This is a genomic window from Pannonibacter phragmitetus (genome assembly GCF_050510895.1).
In the GTDB taxonomy this organism is placed as follows: Bacteria; Pseudomonadota; Alphaproteobacteria; order Rhizobiales; family Stappiaceae; genus Pannonibacter; species Pannonibacter phragmitetus_B.
On record NZ_JBNINT010000001.1, the window covers coordinates 59,947 to 79,867 of the forward strand.

General features: G+C 62.5%; 12 protein-coding genes, 3 pseudogenes and 1 riboswitch. Of the genes and pseudogenes, 6 read left to right on the forward strand and 9 right to left on the reverse strand.

Going from position 1 to position 19,921, the window contains the following annotated elements:
* Nucleotides 1-669: 669 nt before the first annotated feature.
* Nucleotides 670-4,112 (forward strand): annotated as a pseudogene (gene pyc, locus ACQB61_RS00295) (pyruvate carboxylase).
* Nucleotides 4,113-4,351: 239 nt separating this feature from the next.
* A pseudogene (locus ACQB61_RS00300) lies at nt 4,352-5,064 on the forward strand (TSUP family transporter).
* Nucleotides 5,065-5,068: 4 nt separating this feature from the next.
* Here the strand turns inward: ACQB61_RS00300 and ACQB61_RS00305 are convergent.
* Complete coding sequence (locus ACQB61_RS00305) at nt 5,069-5,785, reverse strand: glutamine amidotransferase (RefSeq protein WP_430511014.1); 717 nt, start codon at nt 5,783-5,785, stop codon at nt 5,069-5,071.
* Nucleotides 5,786-5,866: 81 nt separating this feature from the next.
* The gene (locus tag ACQB61_RS00310) at nt 5,867-6,349 is read right to left on the reverse strand and encodes a TerB family tellurite resistance protein (RefSeq protein WP_430511015.1); all 483 of its coding nucleotides are present in this window, start codon (nt 6,347-6,349) and stop codon (nt 5,867-5,869) included.
* Nucleotides 6,350-6,681: 332 nt separating this feature from the next.
* Here ACQB61_RS00310 and ACQB61_RS00315 point away from each other — a divergent pair, with 332 nt between their 5' ends.
* The 4 genes and pseudogenes from ACQB61_RS00315 (at nt 6,682) to ACQB61_RS00330 (ending at nt 11,833) form a co-directional block, all read left to right on the forward strand.
* Complete coding sequence (locus ACQB61_RS00315; RefSeq protein ID WP_430511016.1) at nt 6,682-7,965, forward strand: imelysin family protein; 1,284 nt, start codon at nt 6,682-6,684, stop codon at nt 7,963-7,965.
* Nucleotides 7,966-8,060: 95 nt separating this feature from the next.
* Nucleotides 8,061-9,604: pseudogene (locus ACQB61_RS00320) on the forward strand (di-heme oxidoredictase family protein).
* On the forward strand, nt 9,604-10,689 hold the full coding sequence (locus ACQB61_RS00325) for an imelysin family protein (protein WP_430511017.1): 1,086 nt from the start codon (nt 9,604-9,606) through the stop codon (nt 10,687-10,689). The pseudogene ACQB61_RS00320 and the gene ACQB61_RS00325 overlap by 1 nt, the downstream one beginning before the upstream one ends.
* Entirely contained in the window at nt 10,670-11,833 is a 1,164-nt protein-coding gene (locus tag ACQB61_RS00330) for a DUF1513 domain-containing protein (RefSeq protein ID WP_430511018.1), read from the forward strand. The genes ACQB61_RS00325 and ACQB61_RS00330 overlap by 20 nt, the downstream gene beginning before the upstream one ends.
* A 32-nt stretch (nt 11,834-11,865) precedes the next feature.
* Here the strand turns inward: ACQB61_RS00330 and ACQB61_RS00335 are convergent, their stop codons facing one another.
* The 7 genes from ACQB61_RS00335 to ACQB61_RS00365 form a co-directional block, all read right to left on the reverse strand.
* A complete protein-coding gene (locus tag ACQB61_RS00335) occupies nt 11,866-12,942 on the reverse strand; it encodes a FecCD family ABC transporter permease (protein ID WP_430511019.1) in 1,077 nt (358 codons plus the stop codon).
* Nucleotides 12,920-13,861: an ABC transporter substrate-binding protein gene (locus ACQB61_RS00340; RefSeq protein WP_430511020.1), complete on the reverse strand. Its 942-nt coding sequence runs from the start codon at nt 13,859-13,861 to the stop codon at nt 12,920-12,922. The genes ACQB61_RS00335 and ACQB61_RS00340 overlap by 23 nt, the downstream gene beginning before the upstream one ends.
* A 10-nt stretch (nt 13,862-13,871) precedes the next feature.
* Nucleotides 13,872-14,639: an ABC transporter ATP-binding protein gene (locus ACQB61_RS00345; protein ID WP_430511021.1), complete on the reverse strand. Its 768-nt coding sequence runs from the start codon at nt 14,637-14,639 to the stop codon at nt 13,872-13,874.
* On the reverse strand, nt 14,636-15,088 hold the full coding sequence (locus tag ACQB61_RS00350; protein WP_430511022.1) for a DUF1636 family protein: 453 nt from the start codon (nt 15,086-15,088) through the stop codon (nt 14,636-14,638). Before ACQB61_RS00350 ends, ACQB61_RS00345 begins: the two co-directional genes overlap by 4 nt.
* Nucleotides 15,089-15,123: 35 nt before the next feature.
* Nucleotides 15,124-15,340, reverse strand: a riboswitch (cobalamin riboswitch).
* A gap of 285 nt (nt 15,341-15,625) precedes the next feature.
* Complete coding sequence (gene preA, locus ACQB61_RS00355) at nt 15,626-16,936, reverse strand: NAD-dependent dihydropyrimidine dehydrogenase subunit PreA (RefSeq protein WP_430511023.1); 1,311 nt, start codon at nt 16,934-16,936, stop codon at nt 15,626-15,628.
* A gap of 28 nt (nt 16,937-16,964) precedes the next feature.
* Nucleotides 16,965-18,323, reverse strand: coding sequence for an NAD(P)-dependent oxidoreductase (locus ACQB61_RS00360; RefSeq protein ID WP_430511024.1), 1,359 nt, complete (start codon nt 18,321-18,323; stop codon nt 16,965-16,967).
* Between the two features lie 290 nt (nt 18,324-18,613).
* Nucleotides 18,614-19,816 carry a CRTAC1 family protein gene (locus ACQB61_RS00365; RefSeq protein ID WP_430511025.1) on the reverse strand — a complete coding sequence of 401 codons (1,203 nt, stop codon included), beginning with the start codon at nt 19,814-19,816 and terminating at the stop codon, nt 18,614-18,616.
* Between the last annotated feature and the right edge of the window lie 105 nt (nt 19,817-19,921).

The window sequence follows — 19,921 nt, forward strand, 5'->3', positions numbered from 1 at the left end:
TGGCCCTCACCAAGGTCAGGGGTGCGGAGGGCTGTCTAGCATAGGGCCACCACCCTGTCCCTCACGATTTTCGGTGCTTGTTCTAACGTAGTGCCGTGGCTGAAACGGGGCGGCGAATCCGGGAGCGAATGCGCGAGCAAAATCGGACAAAGGAACGAGTCTGGAACAAAGGCTGATCGAATCGCAGACAAGCCCTGAGTCCGTTTTTGTTCCCTACGACATGTGGTTTCCGTTCTGGTGGTGGCTACGAAATGCTGAATCAGGGCAAGGATTTAGGGCAGGCTGGATGCTGTTTTCCGGAATCGTGCCTGGCACAGACAATCGTGCAGATACGGTTAACCGCATCAGCAATTTTCAGGACCCGTGGTGCAAGGATCAGCACCAATGCGGAACGACTCATGCACGAATCGCTGACCGTTATGCGTTTTTGTTTTGTTCGTACGACAGATTGTAGTGTTCGTCAGCGTTGGGCACGATATAGCGGAACATGCGCAAGACTGGTTGCTCTCAGCAACCAATTGAACGATCGAAAACGTAAAGAAATGTGTCCCATTCTGGGCCAGATGACTGTTGAGGCGGCCAGAGCGAATAGGTCAAGAGTGTTGGCTCTTTTCTTTGCCCTCATCCCTTTGTATGACTCAGTCGCTTTCATATTGGGGAGGTATGGGCTTGGCCATCCGTAAGATTCTCGTTGCCAACAGATCTGAAATCGCTATCCGCGTGTTCCGTGCCGCGAATGAGCTCGGGCTGAAAACAGTCGCCATCTTTGCCGAGCAGGACAAACTGGCGCTGCACCGCTTCAAGGCTGATGAGGCCTATCAGGTCGGCAAGGGCCTGGGCCCGATTGAGGCCTATCTGTCTATCGACGAGATTATCCGGGTTGCCAAACTTTCGGGCGCCGATGCCATTCATCCCGGCTATGGCTTCCTGTCGGAAAGCCCGGAATTTGCCGAGGCCTGCGCCCAGAACGGCATCATCTTCATCGGCCCTCAGCCGGAAACCATGCGCCGCCTTGGCAACAAGGTTGCAGCGCGGCATCTCGCCATTGAGGCGGGGGTTCCTGTCATGCCAGCCACCGATCCGCTGCCGGATGACATTGAGGAGATCAAGCTTCAGGCGGACGGCATTGGCTATCCGGTGATGCTCAAGGCCTCCTGGGGCGGTGGCGGGCGCGGCATGCGCGTGATCCGTGATGAGGCCACGCTGGTGCGCGAAGTCGTCGCCGCCAAGCGCGAGGCCAAGGCCGCTTTCGGCAAGGACGAGATCTATCTGGAAAAGCTGGTCGAGCGGGCCCGTCATGTGGAAGTGCAGATCCTTGGCGATTCGCACGGCAATCTGGTGCACCTGTTTGAGCGTGACTGCTCCATCCAGCGCCGCCACCAGAAAGTCGTGGAACGTGCCCCGGCGCCGTATCTGTCCGAGGCCCAGCGGCAGGAACTGTGCGGCTATGGCCTGAAAATTGGCCAGGCTGTGAACTACTGCGGAGCCGGTACGGTCGAATTCCTGATGGATTCGGATACGGGTGCCATCTACTTCATCGAAGTGAACCCGCGCGTGCAGGTGGAGCATACGGTGACCGAGCAGGTGACCGGTATCGACATCGTCAAGGCGCAGATCCGTATCGCAGGCGGGGCCGCCATCGGCACCGAGGCGAGCGGCGTTCCCGTTCAGGGCGATGTGCGGCTCAATGGCCACGCACTGCAATGCCGCATCACCACCGAAGATCCGGAACAGAACTTCATCCCCGACTATGGCCGCATCACCGCCTATCGCGGTGCAACCGGCTTCGGCATCCGCCTGGATGGCGGCACGGCCTATTCGGGCGCGGTGATCACCCGTTTCTACGATCCGCTGCTGGAAAAGGTGACGGCCTGGGCGCCCAGTGCAGAAGAAGCCTGCAAGCGCATGGAGCGCGCCCTGCGTGAATTCCGTATCCGCGGCGTGGCGACCAACCTTGTGTTCCTTGAGAACATCATCGGCCACCCGGACTTCCGCGCCAACAACTACACGACGCGCTTCATCGACGGCACGCCGGAACTGTTTGCACAGGTGAAGCGGCAGGACCGCGCGACCAAGCTGCTGACCTATATCGCCGATGTCTCCGTCAACGGCCACCCGGAAACCCGCTCGCGCCCGCGCCCTGGCCGGGAAGCGGCAGCCCCCGTCGTGCCGGATTTTGGCAGCGTGAAGCCCGATGGTAGCCGGCAGTTGCTGGAACAGCTGGGGCCGAAGGGCTTTGCCAACTGGATGAAGGCGCAGCCGCAGGTGCTGGTGACCGACACGACCATGCGTGATGGCCACCAGTCGCTGCTGGCAACGCGCGTGCGCACCCACGACATCGCCGCCATCACCGATGCCTATGCCTCCGGTCTGCCTCAGCTTCTGTCGCTGGAGTGCTGGGGCGGGGCGACCTTCGACGTCGCCATGCGTTTCCTGACGGAAGATCCGTGGGAGCGCCTGCGCCTCATCCGCCAGAAGGCGCCCAACATCCTGCTGCAGATGCTGCTGCGCGGCTCCAACGGCGTTGGCTACACCAACTACCCGGACAATGTGGTGCGCTTCTTCGTGCATCAGGCAGCGCAGAACGGTGTCGATCTGTTCCGCGTGTTCGACTGCCTCAACTGGGTGGAGAACATGCGCGTCTCCATTGACGCCGTGCTTGAGACGGACAAGCTCTGCGAGGGTGCGCTGTGCTACACGGGCGACCTGCTCGACAGCGCAAGGCCGCAGTATGATCTGAAGTACTACGTCAACCTTGCCAAGGAGCTGGAAAAGGCAGGCGCACATATCCTTGGCGTCAAGGATATGGCCGGCCTGTTGAAGCCGGCGGCCGCACGCATCCTGTTCAAGGCCCTGAAGGAAGAAATCGGCATTCCGATCCACTTCCACACGCATGATACTTCCGGCGTTTCCGCCGCCACGGTGCTGGCTGCGGTGGATGCGGGCGTTGATGCCATTGATGCGGCGATGGATGCCTTCTCCGGCAACACCTCGCAGCCTTGCCTTGGCTCCATCGTCGAGGCGCTGAAGGGCTCGGACCGCGATCCGGGGCTTTCGGCGGAGGCTATCCGCCGCATTTCCTTCTACTGGGAAGCGGTGCGCGGCCAGTATGCGGCCTTTGAGAGCGATCTGAAGGGACCGGCTTCCGAAGTCTATCTGCACGAGATGCCGGGCGGCCAGTTCACCAACCTCAAGGAACAGGCCCGCTCGCTTGGTCTTGAAACCCGCTGGCACGAAGTGGCGCAAGCCTATGCCGATGCCAACATGATGTTCGGCGATATCGTCAAGGTGACGCCTTCCTCCAAGGTGGTGGGCGACATGGCTCTGATGATGGTCAGCCAGGGGCTGACGGTGGCAGACGTGGTGGACCCGTCCAAGGATGTGGCCTTCCCCGATTCCGTGGTGCAGATGCTGCGCGGCGATCTGGGGCAGCCCCTGCCGGGTGGCCGCAGGCGCTGCAGGCCAAGGTGCTGAAGGGCGATACGCCCATCACCGTGCGTCCCGGCTCGCTCCTGAAGCAGGAGGATCTGGAAGCCCGCCGTAAGGAAGCAGCTGAGAAGACTGGTCTTGAGATCGGCGACATGGATCTGGCGTCCTATCTCATGTACCCGAAGGTCTACACAGACTTTGCCAAGGCTCAGAGCCAGTACGGCCCGACCTCGGTTCTGCCGACGCCGGTCTATTTCTACGGGCTTGAGGTGGGCGAGGAAATCCTCGTCGAGCTGGAGCCGGGTAAGACGCTTGTGGTCCGCTGCCAGGCGGTGGGCGAGACGGACGAGCAGGGCGAGAAGAAGGTGTTCTTCGAGCTGAACGGTCAGCCGCGCATCATCAAGGTGCCGGACCGGGCCCACGGTGCGGCAGGCAATGCCGCCCGCCGCAAGGCCGAGGCCGGCAACGAGGCCCACGTGGGCGCGCCGATGCCGGGCGTCATCTCCACCGTTGCCATCGCGGCGGGCCAGGAGGTCAAAGCCGGTGACGTGCTGCTGTCCATCGAAGCCATGAAGATGGAAACGGCCCTTCATGCCGAGCGTGATGGTGTGGTCTCCGAGGTGCTCGTCACCCCCGGCAGCCAGATCGACGCAAAAGATCTTCTGGTGGTGTTCAAGGCCTGAGCGCAGCATCAGACATGAAATGCGGAAGGGGAGGCTTCGGTCTCCCTTTTGCTTCAAGCGGGTTCAACCCGCAAACCGCCCTTGCAAGCTGCCATATTCCGTGGCATCGCAGGCGTCCCATTCCCTGATGCTGATCCGTGCCGCAGCCTTACATGAGACGGCAGGACCCCAGCTCCATCCGGTGCCTGTCCATGGAACTGTCCTATGAGGTTCTCGGCCTCCTGTTTCTTGCCGCGCTCATGGCCGGCTGGATTGATGCGATTGCAGGCGGCGGCGGGTTGATCACGATCCCTGCGCTGCTGCTTGCCGGTCTTCCGCCCGCAACGGCGCTGGCGACGAACAAGCTGCAAGGCAGCTCCGGTACGTTGACAGCCGCGACCTACTTCATCCGCCGGGGGCCGTGTCCGTCAGGGCAAATATCCGGCCGATCATCGCCATTTCGCTTGGCTCCATCTTCGGAGGCTGGGTGTTGCAGCAGATTGATGCAGACCTGCTTGTGCTGTTCATCCCGGTGCTGCTGGTGTCGATCGGTCTCTATTTCCTGTTCTTTGCCAAGAACCTTGATGAGGAGCGGGTGCCGCGTATGAGTGCTGAGCGCTATGCGGTAACGGCTGCGCCTGCCATCGGCTTCTATGATGGGTTCTTCGGCCCAGGCACGGGGTCTTTCAGCTCCACCTCACTGGTGCTTCTGCGCGGTATGAGTATCCGCAACGCCACTGCCCATGCCAAGCTGTTCAATCTGACCAGCAACCTGGGTGCGCTGTTCTATTTCATCTTCTTCGGCCAGATCGCCTGGGTGGCGGGCGGTGTCATGGTGCTGGGGCAGATGGCCGGAGCCTATATCGGCGCCCATTTCGCTTTCCGTGGCGGAGCGAAGATCATCCGGCCCATCACGGTGATCGTGTGCTTTGCCATGAGCATCCGCGTACTCATCAGCGTCTGGCCTTGGTGAGGTTTTACCCCGCCCGCCCTATCCAGATGTCCAGGAAGTCATCCAGCCATTTGCGCAAGGCCTGATCGAAGACGTAGCGGCCGGCGAAATGGTCCTGGCGGCCCTGGGCGCCGGGAAGGGACATGCGCGGGGCGCCCTTTGTGGTCCAGCGCACCATCATGGCGTGGGTGAGCTCCGGGTGGAACTGGATGCCCCAGGCTGCCGGGCCAACACGGATGGCTTGATTGGGATAGGTATCGCCGGAGGCCAGAAGATCGGCGCCTCGCGGCAGGTCGAAGCCCTCCCTGTGCCACTGATAGACCTTTGCAGGCCAGTGCATCAGGGATTTGCCGGTCTCTGTTGGGTGCAGCGGATAATAGCCGATCTCGACAAGGTCCTGCGGATGGGTCCCGACCTTTCCGCCCAGATGTTTCACCATCATCTGCGCGCCAAGACAAATGCCGAGAAAGGGCTTCTGCTCTGCGAGGGGCACGCCGATCCAGTCGATCTCCCGATGGATGAAGGCTTCCGGATCATTGGCGCTCATCGGTCCGCCAAAGATGACGGCGCCCGCGTGATTTTCCAATGTATGGGGCAGGGCGTCGCCGAAGCGCGGCCGGCGGATATCAAGCGCAAAACCACGCTTTACAAGCTCCTGTCCTACACGGCCGGGCGACGATGTTTCCTGATGCAGGACGATCAGGATGCGCGGCCGGTGCAGGGAAGCAGGGTCAGACTTCATGCTGTCACGATAGCTTTACAGATGGGCCGCCGTCGAGATCTATTCCTGCGCAATCCGCCCGTAAATCAGGCGCTTGCGTGATCATTTTTCATCTTCGGAGACGTTTGCGGCCTGTTCGCGGGCAACTTTCTGCCGCAGGGCAATCCGGTCTCGCGAGGAGACGCCGAGCAATTCCGAGACGCGCCAGATGGTGTTGTCCTCAAACTCGTGCACATGCCCGTCCGCATAGACAAGCTGCCACATCAGCTCGATGATCTTCTGGCGTTCGTCCTCTTCCAGCTTGCGCTTCAGGACGGATGTGAAGCCATACATGTCGACGGCTTCATTGTCCTTGTCCGTGGCAAGGGCAACAAGCTCGGCTGTTTCGCTGTCGCTTAGCGAATAATGAGTCCTCAGGATTGTGGTGAGCTTGGTCTTTTCCACGTCATCGACTTCACCGTCCACGCTGATGACATGGACGAGAAGTGCGGCGACGGCCAGCCGGTGATCATCCTCGGCGAAAGTCAGATTGTCGCTGTCGCCAAAGGTGACGTCCTTGATGAAGCGCTTGAAGGCATCGAGCATAAAATCATCCGTCCTGAACTCTTGGGCGCGGACCCGTCAACCGTAGCGGTTCTGGGTTCTCGCCGCCGGATATCCGTATCTTCCCTGAGATATAGGTGAGAACGTGGCGGAAAAACCACCCGAAAACCTGACTTTTGGCCACAAGCGCGTGAGGTGTTGTGCGTTTGCACCGCTGTTTGTGCCGTTTTGTAACTTGACACAAACGTTCAGGAATTGTCTTGTCCGCCGAGACTTGCCGCAGGCGCTTGCCCCTTTTTCTCCAGATCCGGGGCACCTATGCCGGGCAGTCGCCGGACGGCGCTGGGGCCGTCCGATGTCCAGGGAGATTGCCCATGACCCGTTCGTTCAAAGCCATTCTATTCGCAGCCACTGCGATGATCGCTCTTCCCGCCAGTTTTTCCGCTCATGCAGCGGATGTGAAGCCGGCCGATGTTCTGGCCACCTATCAGGATGTCGCCGCTGCGGCCTATGCGGATTCCGTCATCTCCGCCAAGGCGTTGAAGGTGGCCGTCGATGCGCTGGTTGCCAAGCCCAGTGATGAGACACTGGCTGCTGCCCGCAAGGCATGGCTTGCAGCCCGCAATCCCTATCAGCAGACCGAAGCTCTGCGCTTTGGCAATGCCATCGTTGACGAGTGGGAAGGCAAGGTAAATGCCTGGCCGCTGGACGAAGGCCTGATCGACTACGTGGATGTGTCCTACGGCGACAGCTCGGAAGAGAACGCTCTCTATGTGGCGAACGTCATTGCCAATCCGAAGCTGCAGCTGAACGGTGAGGAAATCGACGCAACTGTCATCACTCCGGCGCTACTTTCGGAGAAGCTGCAGGAGGCAGGTGAGGTCGAAGCCAATGTGGCAACCGGCTACCACGCCATCGAATTCCTGCTCTGGGGGCAGGATCTCAATGGCACGGGCCCCGGCGCGGGCAACCGCCCGGCCACGGATTTTGATCCGGCTAACTGCACGGGCGGCAATTGCGAGCGGCGCATCCAGTATCTCCAGGCAGCCACTGAACTGCTGATCTCGGATCTGGAAGACATGGCTGCGGCCTGGGCTCCGGGTGGCGCGGCGCGCGAGGAACTGGCTGCCAAGGGCGAGGCTGGTGGCCTTGCCACGATTTTCACCGGCATGGGCTCGCTCTCCTACGGCGAGCTTGCAGGCGAGCGCATGAAGCTCGGCCTCATGCTGCACGATCCGGAAGAGGAGCATGACTGCTTCTCCGACAACACCCACATGTCCCATTACAACGACGTCGTTGGCATCCGGAATGTCTATTTCGGCACCTACACCCGCCTCGATGGCAGCAAGGTCTCCGGTCCGTCGCTGGCGGATCTGGTGGCTTCCAAGGACAAGGCCGTGGCGGACGAGCTGAAGGGCAAGCTTGATGCATCCCTCGCCGCGTTCGACAAGCTCAAGACCCGCGCTGAAACGGTCGAGGCCTATGACCAGATGATCGGTGAAGGCAACGCTGAGGGCAATGCCGTCGTGCAGGCTGCCGTGGACAGCCTGATCGATCAGACCAAGTCGATCGAGCGCGCCGTTGGCGTGCTGGGGCTTGAGTCCATCGCCTTCGAGGGCTCTGACAGTCTGGATAATCCAGGTGCCGTCTTCCAGTAAGCACGGACTGGACACAACATGTGGAGAGGGAGGCTTCCCTCTCCACCGCTGCAGAGGGGTGTGGCTGGTCTTTCCTGAACAGCCAGAGGAACAGCATGATATTCTTGCGATGGAGACGCCTCGCCGCTCCCGTCCGGCTTGCGGCCGGTATCTGCCTTGTTGCGGGAGCCAGCATTGCGGCCGCGCAGACGCGTGCCCTTGATCACCGGGATGATCTCACGCAAGGTGACCGGGAGAAGGCCGAGAAAGTTCTGGCAGCCCCTGAGAGTTTCGTGGCGCCCGAGCCTTTCGAGGACATGGCTGGCGGAGCAGCGACCTCGCGCAAGCGTGTCAACCGCGATGCCTTTTCCCATCCTTCCGCCAATCTCACCTTCGAGGAGCAGCAGACCTTCCGGGTCGGCAACGGCATCTTCCGCAAGTTCTGGGTCTCGTCCCCTTCGTCCACACAGGCCTCCGACGGGCTGGGGCCGCTTTACAATGCCCGCTCCTGTCAGGGCTGCCATCTGAAGGACGGGCGTGGTGCGCCGCCTGCACCGGGTGAACTCGCGGTCTCCCTGTTCCTGCGGCTTTCGGTGCCGCCGGCGACAGAGGCGGAAAAGGCGGGGCTGGCTGACCGGCAGATGGCGACGCTGCCGGAGCCTGTCTATGGCGGCCAGTTTCAGACCTTTGCCGTGCAGGGTCTTGCCCCGGAAGGGGACCTGAAGATCACCTATGAAGATATGCCTGTCGTGCTTTCGGGCGGGGAGACCGTGCTCCTGCAAAAGCCCGAGTATGAAGCGGTGAACCTTGCCTATGGTCCCATGCGCGCAGACGTGATGATGTCGCCGCGTGTGGCTCCGCAGATGATCGGGCTGGGGCTTTTGGAGGCGATTCATCCAGCGGATCTTGAGGCTCTGGCCGATCTGGACGATACGGATGGCGATGGCATTTCGGGCCGTCTCAGCCTTGTGCGCGATCCGGCAAGTGGTGAGCTTGTGCCAGGCCGTTTCGGCTGGAAGGCCACAATGCCGGATGTGCGTGCGCAGAGCGCTGCGGCCTTCTCTGGTGACATCGGCATCTCCACGCCGGAGCATCCGGACCCTTACGGCGATTGCACGGCAGCACAAACGGCGTGCCGCGCGCTGCCCACGGGCGAGCAGGACAGGCTGGGCAAGACGGAAGCGCCGGACCCGGTGATGGATCTCGTCACCTTCTATTCGGAGAACCTTGCCGTTCCGGCCCGGCGGAACATGGCTGATCCTGAGGTGCTGAAGGGCAAGGAGGTGTTCTACGGCACCGGTTGCGCTTCATGCCATGTGCCGAAATTTGTCACCCGCAAGGACGCAAAAACCCGGCGCACGGCTTCCAGCTCATCTGGCCCTACACTGATCTTTTGCTGCATGACATGGGCGAGGGCCTTGCGGACAACCGGCCCGATGGGGATGCAAGCGGGCGTGAATGGCGGACGGCGCCGCTTTGGGGTATTGGTCTGACGCAGACGGTGAGCGGCCATACCCGTTTCCTCCACGACGGAAGGGCCCGCTCGCTGCTGGAGGCCGTGCTCTGGCATGGCGGCGAGGCACAGGCCGCACGCGATGCGGTGGTGGCTATGCCGCCTGAGGACCGCGCCGCCCTGATCCATTTTCTGGAGTCCCTCTGATGCGCCGCATTGCCTGTCTTGCCCTTGCCAGCTTCGGTTCCATTCTGCCTCTGCATGCGCAGGAAAAATCAGGCTATGCGGATTATGTGAAGGCGGCGGTCGAGGGCTATATCCGGCCGGAAACGAGAGCTTTTGCCACTGCCGCCAATCGGTTGCCTTCGGCTGTTGAGGATGCCTGCAAGAGCCCTGGCACAGATACAGCGGATGAGTTTCGCGTTGCCTATGGTGCGGCGGTGTCCGCCTTCGGCCGGATCAGTTTCCTGCGTTATGGTCCGCTGGCCGAAGAAAGCCGCCTGGAGCGGCTGGCCTTTTTGCCCGACGCACGCGGCGTGGCGCAACGGCAGATCCGCAAGCTGGTGGCGGACCGGGATGAAAGCGCCACCACTCCTGAAAGCCTTGCCGCGAAGAGCGTGGCGGTGCAGGGCCTGACCGCGCTTCAGCTGGCAGCCTTTGATGAAGATGGCCTGGTGACACTGGGAGGCTCGGATGAGACCGGCGCCTATACCTGTGCCTATGCACAGGCTCTGGCCGTCAATCTGGCGCAGCTCTCCGGTGAAGTAGCTGCCCTTTGGGAGGCTCCGGACGGTTTCAGTGGCCAGCTTGAAGCGGCAGGGCCTGACCATCCGCGCTTCCGCAGCAGCAAGGAGGCCGCCGAAACCCTGTTCAATGCGCTGGTGACCGGACTGGTGGTCGTGCGGGATCAGAATATCATTCCTGCGCTGGCCAATGACCTAGCCTCCGCAAAGCCCAACCGTATTCCCTTCTCCCGCGCCAACTTCGGACAGGCGTATATTGCCAGTGAGCTGACCGGCATCCGCGATTTTATCCGCGCTTCGAACTATGCAAAGGGCGTGGACAGCGAAGGCGAGTGGATTCCCGCAAGCCTTGAGTTCGAGGTGGCCACCTCGCTCAAGGCGCTGGCCCGCGCCGGTGAACCCATGCGCGAGACGGTGAAGACTCCTGAAGGCTACAAGGCTTTGTCCGACATGCTGATTTCGCTGAAAGGCCTGCGCGATCTCGTCGCGCTCAATCTGGCAGGCTCGCTCAACATGACAGGAGGCTTCAATGCGCTGGACGGCGACTGATGCACTTGTTTTGAACCGGCGGCGGTTTCTGGCAGGCCTCGGCCTGACAACCGCCGCCGCGCTGATGACCTTGCCCGCAGAAGCTGCGGTCAAGCTCCTTGGCGCGGACCTGGATGAGCCGCTGTTTGCCAGCGCGCGCCGGAACGCGGACGGCAGCCATTCGGTTGCCATCCTGACGGCGGACGGGCGGGACGTTATGGACGTGCCGCTGCCCGCACGCGGCCACGGCGTGGCGCTGTCGCCGGATGGGCGCAGGCTGGCCGCCTTCGCCCGCCGCCCCGGCCAGTTCATCATGGTGATCGACCGGACCGGCGAAACCCCGCCGCAGCTGACGGAGGCTGAGCCTGGCCGTCACTACTATGGCCACGGCGTCTTTTCGGCTGATGGACGGCTGCTCTATGCGGTCGAGAATGCTTTCGGCAAAGTGGGTGAGGAAACGCAGGGCCGCGTCGGCGTCTATGATGCCAGTGGCAGCACGTTGAAGCGCATCGGCGAGTTCGAGACCCATGGCGTTGGCCCGCATGACATTCTGCTGGCCGAGCAGGGCCGCGTGCTGGTGGTCGCCAATGGCGGCATCGACACCCATCCGGTCACCGGACGCGAGATGCTCAATGTTGATACCATGAAGCCCTCCATCGTCTACCTCGATGCAGCTTCCGGTGCGCTGCTCGCCCAGCACGCGCTGCCGGAGGACCTGCATCAGCTCTCGCTGCGCCACATGGCGCTGGACGGGCGCGGTCAGGTGTGGGTGGGTGGCCAGTTCGAGGGCGAGAAAAGCCGTTATCCGCAGCTGGTCGTCCGCCTGGAGCGGGACCGCCCGATGGAGCTGATGCCGCTGAAAGGCGATGTTCTGGCCCAGCTCGACAATTACATCGGCTCGGTTTCAGTCAATGCCGGCGGCGACGTGGTGGCACTGTCTTGTCCGCGTGGCGGGCGCATTCTCTATATGGCGGCAGACAGCGGCGCATTGCTTGGGCTGGACAGCATCACCGACGGCTGCGGCCTTGCTGCTATCGATGAACATGGCTTCCTTGTCTCCGACGGAAACGGCGGTCTCAGTCTCGCCGAAGACCCCGGCACGCGTGCGCAATCGCTCGCCTTCGTTCCGGGGGTCTCCTGGGACAACCATATGCTGGCGCTTTGACGGCCGAGACGTCCTGTCTGCTGTCCGTCAACTCACCTCTGCCGCGCCATCAGCCAGATGAAGAACAGGCCACCGGCAAGACCGGTGACAATGCCGATGGGCATGTCTTCCGGTGCCATGACCACGCGGGCGCAGATGTCCGCAAGGATCAGGAACAGGGCGCCAGCCAGTGCTGAAAGCGGCAGGACGCGGGCATTGTCACCGCCCGCCACCAGCCGCACCAGATGCGGCATCATCAGGCCGACGAAGCCGATGATGCCGGAGAAGGCGACCGACACACCGGTAATGAGAGCGCCTGCCACAAAGACAGACAGCCGCAGCCGGCTGACCGCGATGCCGAGCGTTGCTGCCGTTTCGTCTCCCAGCGTGATGGCGTTCAGCTGGCCAGCCTTCAGCCACAACCAGATCCCGCAGGGCAGGAGAACGGCCAGCGGGTAGAGCAGGTGGCTCCACTGGGCAAGGCCCAGCCCGCCCAGCATCCAGAACACCACCGTGTGGGTGGCCTTGGGATCGGCCAGGAAGATCAGGATGTTGGCGCAGGCCATGATCACAAAGGACACGGCAACGCCTGCAAGCACCAGCCGGTCGGGGGATCCGGCCCGTGTGATCCGCACCACGCAGAGCACGATGGCTGTGGCCCCCAGTGCGCCGAAGAAGGCGAGCAGTGGCACGGTCAGCATGCCGAGAAAAAGCCCGGTATGCAGCAGCGCCAGAATGGCGCCGAAGGCAGCGCCTGAGGAAATGCCGAGCAGATGCGGGTCTGCCAGCTGGTTGCGGGTGACCGATTGCAGGGCGGCGCCTGTCATGGCAAGGCCCGCGCCGACAAGGGCAGCCAGCAGCGCACGTGGAAAGCGCACGTCCCAGACGATGGCCTCGCGCGCGGCGCTCCAGGTCTTCTCCACCGATCCGGGGAAGAGTTTTGACAAAAGGATGCCTGCGACATCCGCAGGCGGCACGGCGACGGCGCCCACGGCCAGGGCGGCAATCACCGCCATGGCCAGAAGGGCAAAGCACAGGGCCGCGATGGCCAGCACCGGCCAGAGCCTGAGCGGGTGCCGGGATTGAGCGCCAGCCAGTGCGCCGGCCTCAGTTGCGTGTGAAACCGTCAACGAGCTTCTCCACGGCACGGATGTTGCGGGGGCCAGGCGTCGCCTCGACATATTCCAGCACGACGAAGCGGTCATTCTTCACGGCATCAATGCTGGCGAAGGCCGGGTTGGACTTCATGAAGGCGATCTTCTGTTCCGCCGTCACCTGTCCGTAGTTGACGATGACGACCACTTCCGGATTGCGCTCGATCACCGGTTCCCAGGCGACGGTGGCCCAGCTTTTGTCGAGATCATCCATGATGTTGCGCCCGCCTGCGGCCTCGATGAGGGCGGTGGGCATGGCATAGCGGCCTGCGGTAAAGGGCGTGTCCTCGCCGCTGTCATAGACAAAGACGCGCAGCGGCTCCTTGCCCGGTTCCTTCACGCTGGCCGTCACTTCGGCAAGCTTTGCCTCGTAGCCGGCGACCAGTGCCCTGGCCTTGTCCTCGACGCCGAAGATCGTCCCGAGGTTCAAGAGGTCGTTGTACATGTCGGCCATGGAGACCTTCTCCTTGGGGCCGATGTGGATGCAGCTTTCGGTCAGTTCATAGACCTTGATGCCGAAGGGGGCGAGGGTTTCCGGCGTCACTTCTCCGCCCACCTTCATGCCGTAGTTCCAGCCTGCGAAATAGAAGTCCGCCTCTGCACCCAGCAGCACTTCCTTGGTGGGGTATTTTTCGGCGAGTTCCGGCAGTTCCTTCACCCCTTCGCGCATTTCCGGGTCCAGCGTCTTCCAGCCGGACACGCCGGTGTAACCGGCCATTTGGTCCGTCAGGCCCAGCACGAGCATCATTTCGGTGAGGTTCACGTCGTTGGAGACGGCGCGTGTGGGGGCTGCGTCAAAGGTGACATCGCGATTGCAGCTTTTCACCGTCACCGGATAGGCAAAGGCGCTGGCGGTTGCGGCCAGAAGGGCGGCGAAAGCAAGGGCTATACGCATCGGTCAGATCTCACAAGTGAAAGGAAAAACGGGGGGAATGGCCGGAGGTATCGATCCGTGAACGGACGGAGAAGGCCCCTGCAATGTTGGCTTCGGTCAGCGCCGCTTCCGGCGTGTCCATGGCCAGCACGGTGCCGTTGGCGAGCAGAAGCACCCGGTCCGCATGTTCTGCGGCCAGCGTCAGATCGTGCAGGGTGGTGATCACCGTCAGCGGCAGGCCGCGCAGCAGGGCCATCAGTTCCAGCTGGTGGCGGATGTCGAGATGGTTCGTCGGCTCATCAAGGATCAGCAGGCGCGGCTCCTGCGCCAGCGCACGGGCCACCAGCACACGCTGGCGCTCGCCGCCGGACAGGGTGCCGAAAGAGCGCCCGGACAGCGCCGTCAGATGCAGCCGGGCCAGTGCATGGTCCACCACTTCGCCATCGTAAGCCCCGGCGCCTGCGAGGCCGCGCTGATGCGGCAAGCGGCCCAGACTGACGATCTGGCGCACGGTCAGGGCAAAATCTGTTGGCTGCTCCTGCAGCACCACGGCAATGCGGCGGGCTGCTTCGCGGCTCGACATGGCCCAAAGGCTCGTACCCTCCAGCCGCACATCACCGGTCTGCGGCTTGTGGAAGCGGTAAAGCAGCCGCAACAGTGATGATTTTCCAGCGCCATTGGCACCGCAAATGGCCAGCATCTCACCCTGATTGACGGTGAAGCTGATCCCGGAGAGGAGCGTCAGGTTCCCCCGCGGCCCCCAGCCGAGATTGTCCGCTTCAAAGAACGGCGCGCTCATATGCCGAACTCGAAGGCGGTTGTGCGGCCGGGTGCGGGAATGCGGGCCAGCGCAGTCTTCGCCATCCGGCCCGGACGCTCGGATGCCTTGCACCAGCCATCGGCAAGGCCGTGATACTGGCGTGCGAAGGCGGCAATGTCCGGCACGTCCTCCTGTGTCAGGTTGCCGAACAGCCAACCGGTCTTGGCCTGTGCCGTCAGCGCGACAGCGCAGGGCTGGCCACAGGCGGCCATGCATTCAACGCCGGAGACGGACCAGTCCGCATCGGCCTGCAGCGCGCTGGCAAGGGCGGTGCCGAGCTCATGGCCTGGCCGCTCCCCGGTTTCCTTGTCACGGCAGGTGACGCAGATGGTGAGATGATGGGAAGGGGAGATACCTTCCGTCTTGGGAATGGCCTGCACAAGCGCAGGCGCAGGTGTTCCGGCCAGGACCGGTCCCTGAATGGTCATGGATATGCTCCTTCCGGGACACCCCGCCCGGCGGTTTGAGGTCTGCTGTGATGGCAGGTCTCCTGACTTGCGGGTCGCCGCTTGCCCGGTCCTTCCCGTTCCTCGGTGGAACAGTGGATTCTCCGGGGTCGCTCGCCGCCTACAGTTGCGGGGGCAGTCACGGACTTGGCGCCTGTTGGCTACACCTTACCGTGTTCCCTTTTCACCCGGCCAAGGCTTTGCCAGCCGGGAACCATCGCTGCAGATGATCAAAGCCGCTGCCCTTCCTGTCAAGGTCCGTCATCATAAAACCGGATCGGGTTTTCATACGGCGATTGTGATAATTGTTATAAGATAACATTACAAATCAAAAATGACTTCAACCGGGCAAAAATCCCCGGCTGCCTATGCCGGGCAGCCAGGGGAGTCGCCTCTCATCGAGCTGGGGTGAACGGCATCCCGGGGGCTGGGGTGCCGTCGCAAGTCTGTGCCTTTACGCCAAGTCTTAAGATGCTGACGCATCAAGACTTGGAACGCTCAGGCGCCGCACGGGCTTAATCACTCGGCGGCGATGCGGGCGCTGGGGTTGTTCGGATGTGTCGTCCAGTTGGCATAGTCCCCAGAGACGGAACGGCCCGTCCGCGGATCAACGGTTCCGGTGGCCATTGGTTCCATGGTGATGCAATTTTCCACCGGGCAGACCGAAACGCAGAGATTACAGCCGACGCATTCCTCGTCGATCACCTCGAACTTGCGCACCCCGTCCACCATGTTGGTGATCGCCTGATGCGAGGTATCCTCGCAGGCGATGTGGCAGCGGCCGCACTTGATGCAGAGGTCCTCGTCGATCTTCGCCTTGGCGATGTAGTTGAGGTTGAGGTAGCGCCAGTCGGTGACATTGGGCACTGCACGGCCGGAGAAGTCCGATATCCGCTCGTAACCGGCCCCGCTCATCCAGTCCTTGAGGCCCTCGATCATCTCCTCGACGATCTTGAAGCCATAGGTCATGGCGGCGGTGCAGACCTGCACGTTGCCGGCGCCAAGCGCGATGAACTCCGCCGCATCGCGCCAGGTGGTGACGCCACCAATGCCGGAAATGGGCAGGCCATAGGTTTCCGGGTCACGGGCAATTTCCGCCACCATGTTGAGGGCAATCGGCTTCACCGCCGGTCCGCAATAGCCCCCGTGCGAGCCCTTGCCGTCAATGGTTGGCGTTGGCGCCATGCGGTCAAGATCAACACCCACGATGGAGTTGATGGTGTTGATCAGCGACACTGCATCCGCGCCGCCGCGTTTGGCGGCCTGTGCAGGCTTGCGCACATCGGTGATGTTGGGCGTCAGCTTGACGATCACCGGCATGCGGGTGTGCTTCTTGGCCCAGCGGGTGACCATCTCGATATATTCCGGCACCTGACCCACGGCCGAGCCCATGCCGCGCTCGCTCATGCCATGCGGGCAGCCGAAATTCAGCTCCACGCCATCGGCCTCGGTTTCTTCCACGCGCTTGAGGATCGCGGCCCAGTTGGCCTCCTCGCAGGGCACCATCAGGGACACGACAAGGGCGCGGTCCTTCCAGTCGCGCTTGACGCGCTTGATTTCCTGCAGGTTCACCTCAAGCGGCCGGTCGGTGATCAGCTCGATGTTGTTAAGGCCGATGAGCTGGCGGTCCTTGCCATGAATGGCGCCATAGCGCGGGCCATTGACGTTGACCACATTCGGGTCTTCGCCCAGCGTCTTCCACACGACGCCGCCCCAGCCCGCCTTGTAGGCGCGCACCACGTTGTATTCCTTGTCCGTTGGCGGCGCAGAGGCGAGCCAGAACGGGTTGGGCGACTTGATGCCCACGAAATCAGATCTCAGATCAACCATGACGGGATCTCCGCAAAGAACGGCTGGCTCAGGCGCTGAGCGCCTGATGGATGGCTTCGGCGGCAACCTTGCCGTCCTCGACGGCGGCCACGGTCAGGTCTTCCCCGCCGGCGATGCAGTCGCCGCCGGCCCAGACCCTGGCCATGGTTGTTGCGCGGGTGGCGTCCGTGACGATGCGCCCCTTGTCGAGGGTCAGCGCCGCCGCCGAACCGTTCAGCCCGGACGGGTTGAGCTTCTGGCCCACGGCCTTGAACACCATGTCGGCCTCAAGGCTGAAGGTCTCGCCGGTCATCACCAGCTTGCCCGAGTTGTCGAGCCGTGTGCGTTCCAGCTCGATGCGGGTCAGCTTGCCGTTTTCACCATGCATCGCCTTGGGAGCAGCCCAGTGCAGGATGCGCACGCCATTGGTCTTGGCGAGGTCCTGCTCATAGGGGCTGGCGTTCATGTGCTCCTTGCCGCGCCGATAAGCGATGGTCACCTCTTCGGCGCCCAGCAGCTTGCTCTGCACGGCAATGTCCACCGCCGTCATGCCGCCGCCGATCACCACCACGCGCCGGCCGACGGGCAGGGTGGAAAGATCCTTCGCCTGCCGAAGTTCGGCGATATAGGCGACCGCATCCACCACGCCCTCCAGCTCCTCGCCGGGAACGGACAGGCCATTGACACCGGCAAGGCCGATGCCGAGGAATACCGCGTCGAAATCCTTCGTCAGCGCGGACAGGGAGAGGTCTTCCCCCAGCACCTTGCCATGCTCCACGGTGATGCCGCCGATGGAGAGGATGAAATCCACCTCGCGCGCGGCAAAGTCATCAACCGACTTGTAGGCCGCAATGCCATATTCGTTGAGCCCGCCCGCCTTGGGCCGGGCATCATAGAGCGTTACCGCATGGCCATGCACTGCGAGCCGGTGGGCGCAGGACAGGCCCGCCGGGCCCGCGCCCACAACGGCCACACGCTTGCCGGTCTCGGCTGCGCGTGTGAAGGGCGTGGTGCTGTGGGTTTCCATGTAATGGTCGGTGGCAAAGCGCTGCAGCTCGCCGATCTTTACCGGCTTGGCTTCGGCCTCGTTGCGCACGCAGGCCTGCTCGCACAGGGTCTCCGTCGGGCAGACGCGGGCGCACATGCCGCCAAGGATGTTCTGCGCAAAGATCGTGCGCGCCGCGCCGGTGTCGTTGCCGGTCGAGATCTGGCGGATGAACAGCGGAATGTCGATGCTGGTCGGGCAGGCATTCACGCAAGGCGCGTCATAACAGAAGTAGCAGCGGTCACTCTCAACCCTTGCCTCATGCGGATCGAGGCGCGGGTGCAGGTCACAGAAGTTCTGTGCATACTGGTCAGCCGGAAGGCGCGCAGGCGCAATGTCCGGACCAGGTCTGGTCTCAGTCATGGGAGGATCTCCGGAAGGTGGCGATCTATGTTCGGCGCCCGTTTCTTTTGCGAACAGGCTTATCCGCTCCCATTGAAGGAAAATTTGTCCAAACAGTCAAATATTTTTCGAAAGATCAATTATATGAACATGATAGTCATGTTTTTGCAGGTGCTAACTAATTGAAATGATTTGGGGTGAAAGTTGCCAGAATCACCGCCTATCTGGCTTTAAAACGCCCGTGACAGCCGTTCACGTCCTCGTGCCATCACTTATCATGGTACGAGGACGTGTCTGAGACGGCATTCTATCTACTCCGGCAGCCAGAGCTTCGCCTCTTCCGCGCCGCGCTCGATGACCACGTGGGTGTTGGCGAAGACGCGGTAGGCGTGGCTCCATTCCCCATCCGGCCAGCGCACGCGGATCTGGGCGCGTTCGGAGACGCCGAGGCCGAAGTGGGCAAAGCCGAGCTGGCCGGAGGCGTGGCCGCCGCCGATTTGCAGGTCACGCTCGATGGATTTGGTGCCTGCCCGCACGCTGATCTTTGCGCCGATGGCGTTGCGGTTGGGCTTGCCCGGCTGTTTCAGCTCCACGGCGATCCAGTTGCCGAGCGGGCGCGGCGCTTCGGCTGTGCCAGCGCCCGTGTTGCGGAACAGGCTGACGGGCGCGCTGCGGTTGACCACTATCAGATCCAGCAGGCCGTCCTGATTGAAATCGGCCAGTCCCGCCCCGCGTCCGCGCCGCTCCAGCGCAATGCCGGAAAGGTCGCCGGTTTCGGTGAAGCTGCCATCCCATTGGCCCAGCAGCAGGTTGTCCGGGTCAAAGGCGGCAAAGTCCGGCATGGCTTCGACATTGCCCTTGGCGATGTAGAGGTCCCAAAGGGTGTCGTTGTTGATGTCTTGAAATTCCGAATGCCAGCCGGTGGAGGGGCGCAGGTCTCCGCCCGTATAGGGCCGGTGCGCGGTGACGCCCTTGTCAAAGGCAATGTCCGCATAGACCGGAACCACCTCATCGCCTTCCTTTTCCAGCGTCTGCAGCTTGGTGTCGCCCATGCTGGTCAGCGCATATTCGGGCTGGCCGTCCACATCCAGATCGATGCTGGCAATGCCCATGCCCCAGATGGTGAGGCTGCGCCAGCCGTCGGCCCGGCGGTAAAGCCGGGCAGGGCGGCCCGGCGGCACGGCCCAGAGCTGTTCCTCACCGCCCCGGTAGTAATGCCGGTCGTTGGAGATGCGCAGTGAAGCTTCGCCGGAACGGTTCCAGTCGGTGAACATCATCGACAGGGCACAGAAACCGGGCGTCAGCCGCTCGGCCTGCGAATAGTCCGGCCGGTCCTGCGATTGCGGGCGGAAGAGGAAATTGTCGTGGCAGGTCCCCCAGGGGGCACCGGGGAGCGAGCGGTCCACATAATTGCCGAAGGCGAGCGTTGGATAGGCATTGCCAGCTTCCCACACGGCGGAGAAGGCGGTTGTCCATTCGTTGCCGCCCTTGAAGCCGAGGGAGCGGTTGGCCACCTCGAACTGGCAGCTTCCTTGCCGCGCAGCAGCAGGTTTTCCCCTCGCGCAGCACGGCAAGGTCCGGTTCGCCGTCATTGTCGAAATCGAGCGGATAGGCGCCCA

Bases quoted from the DNA above. Each gene is read 5' to 3' on its own strand.
- ACQB61_RS00330 (WP_430511018.1), top strand. From the start codon at position 10,670: ATGCGCTGGACGGCGACTGATGCACTTGTTTTGAACCGGCGGCGGTTT.
- ACQB61_RS00350 (WP_430511022.1), bottom strand. From the start codon at position 15,088: ATGACCATTCAGGGACCGGTCCTGGCCGGAACACCTGCGCCTGCGCTT.
- ACQB61_RS00345 (WP_430511021.1), bottom strand. From the start codon at position 14,639: ATGAGCGCGCCGTTCTTTGAAGCGGACAATCTCGGCTGGGGGCCGCGG.
- ACQB61_RS00340 (WP_430511020.1), bottom strand. From the start codon at position 13,861: ATGCGTATAGCCCTTGCTTTCGCCGCCCTTCTGGCCGCAACCGCCAGC.
- ACQB61_RS00310 (WP_430511015.1), bottom strand. From the start codon at position 6,349: ATGCTCGATGCCTTCAAGCGCTTCATCAAGGACGTCACCTTTGGCGAC.
- ACQB61_RS00325 (WP_430511017.1), top strand. From the start codon at position 9,604: ATGCGCCGCATTGCCTGTCTTGCCCTTGCCAGCTTCGGTTCCATTCTG.
- preA (WP_430511023.1), bottom strand. From the start codon at position 16,936: ATGGTTGATCTGAGATCTGATTTCGTGGGCATCAAGTCGCCCAACCCG.
- ACQB61_RS00305 (WP_430511014.1), bottom strand. From the start codon at position 5,785: ATGAAGTCTGACCCTGCTTCCCTGCACCGGCCGCGCATCCTGATCGTC.
- ACQB61_RS00315 (WP_430511016.1), top strand. From the start codon at position 6,682: ATGACCCGTTCGTTCAAAGCCATTCTATTCGCAGCCACTGCGATGATC.
- ACQB61_RS00360 (WP_430511024.1), bottom strand. From the start codon at position 18,323: ATGACTGAGACCAGACCTGGTCCGGACATTGCGCCTGCGCGCCTTCCG.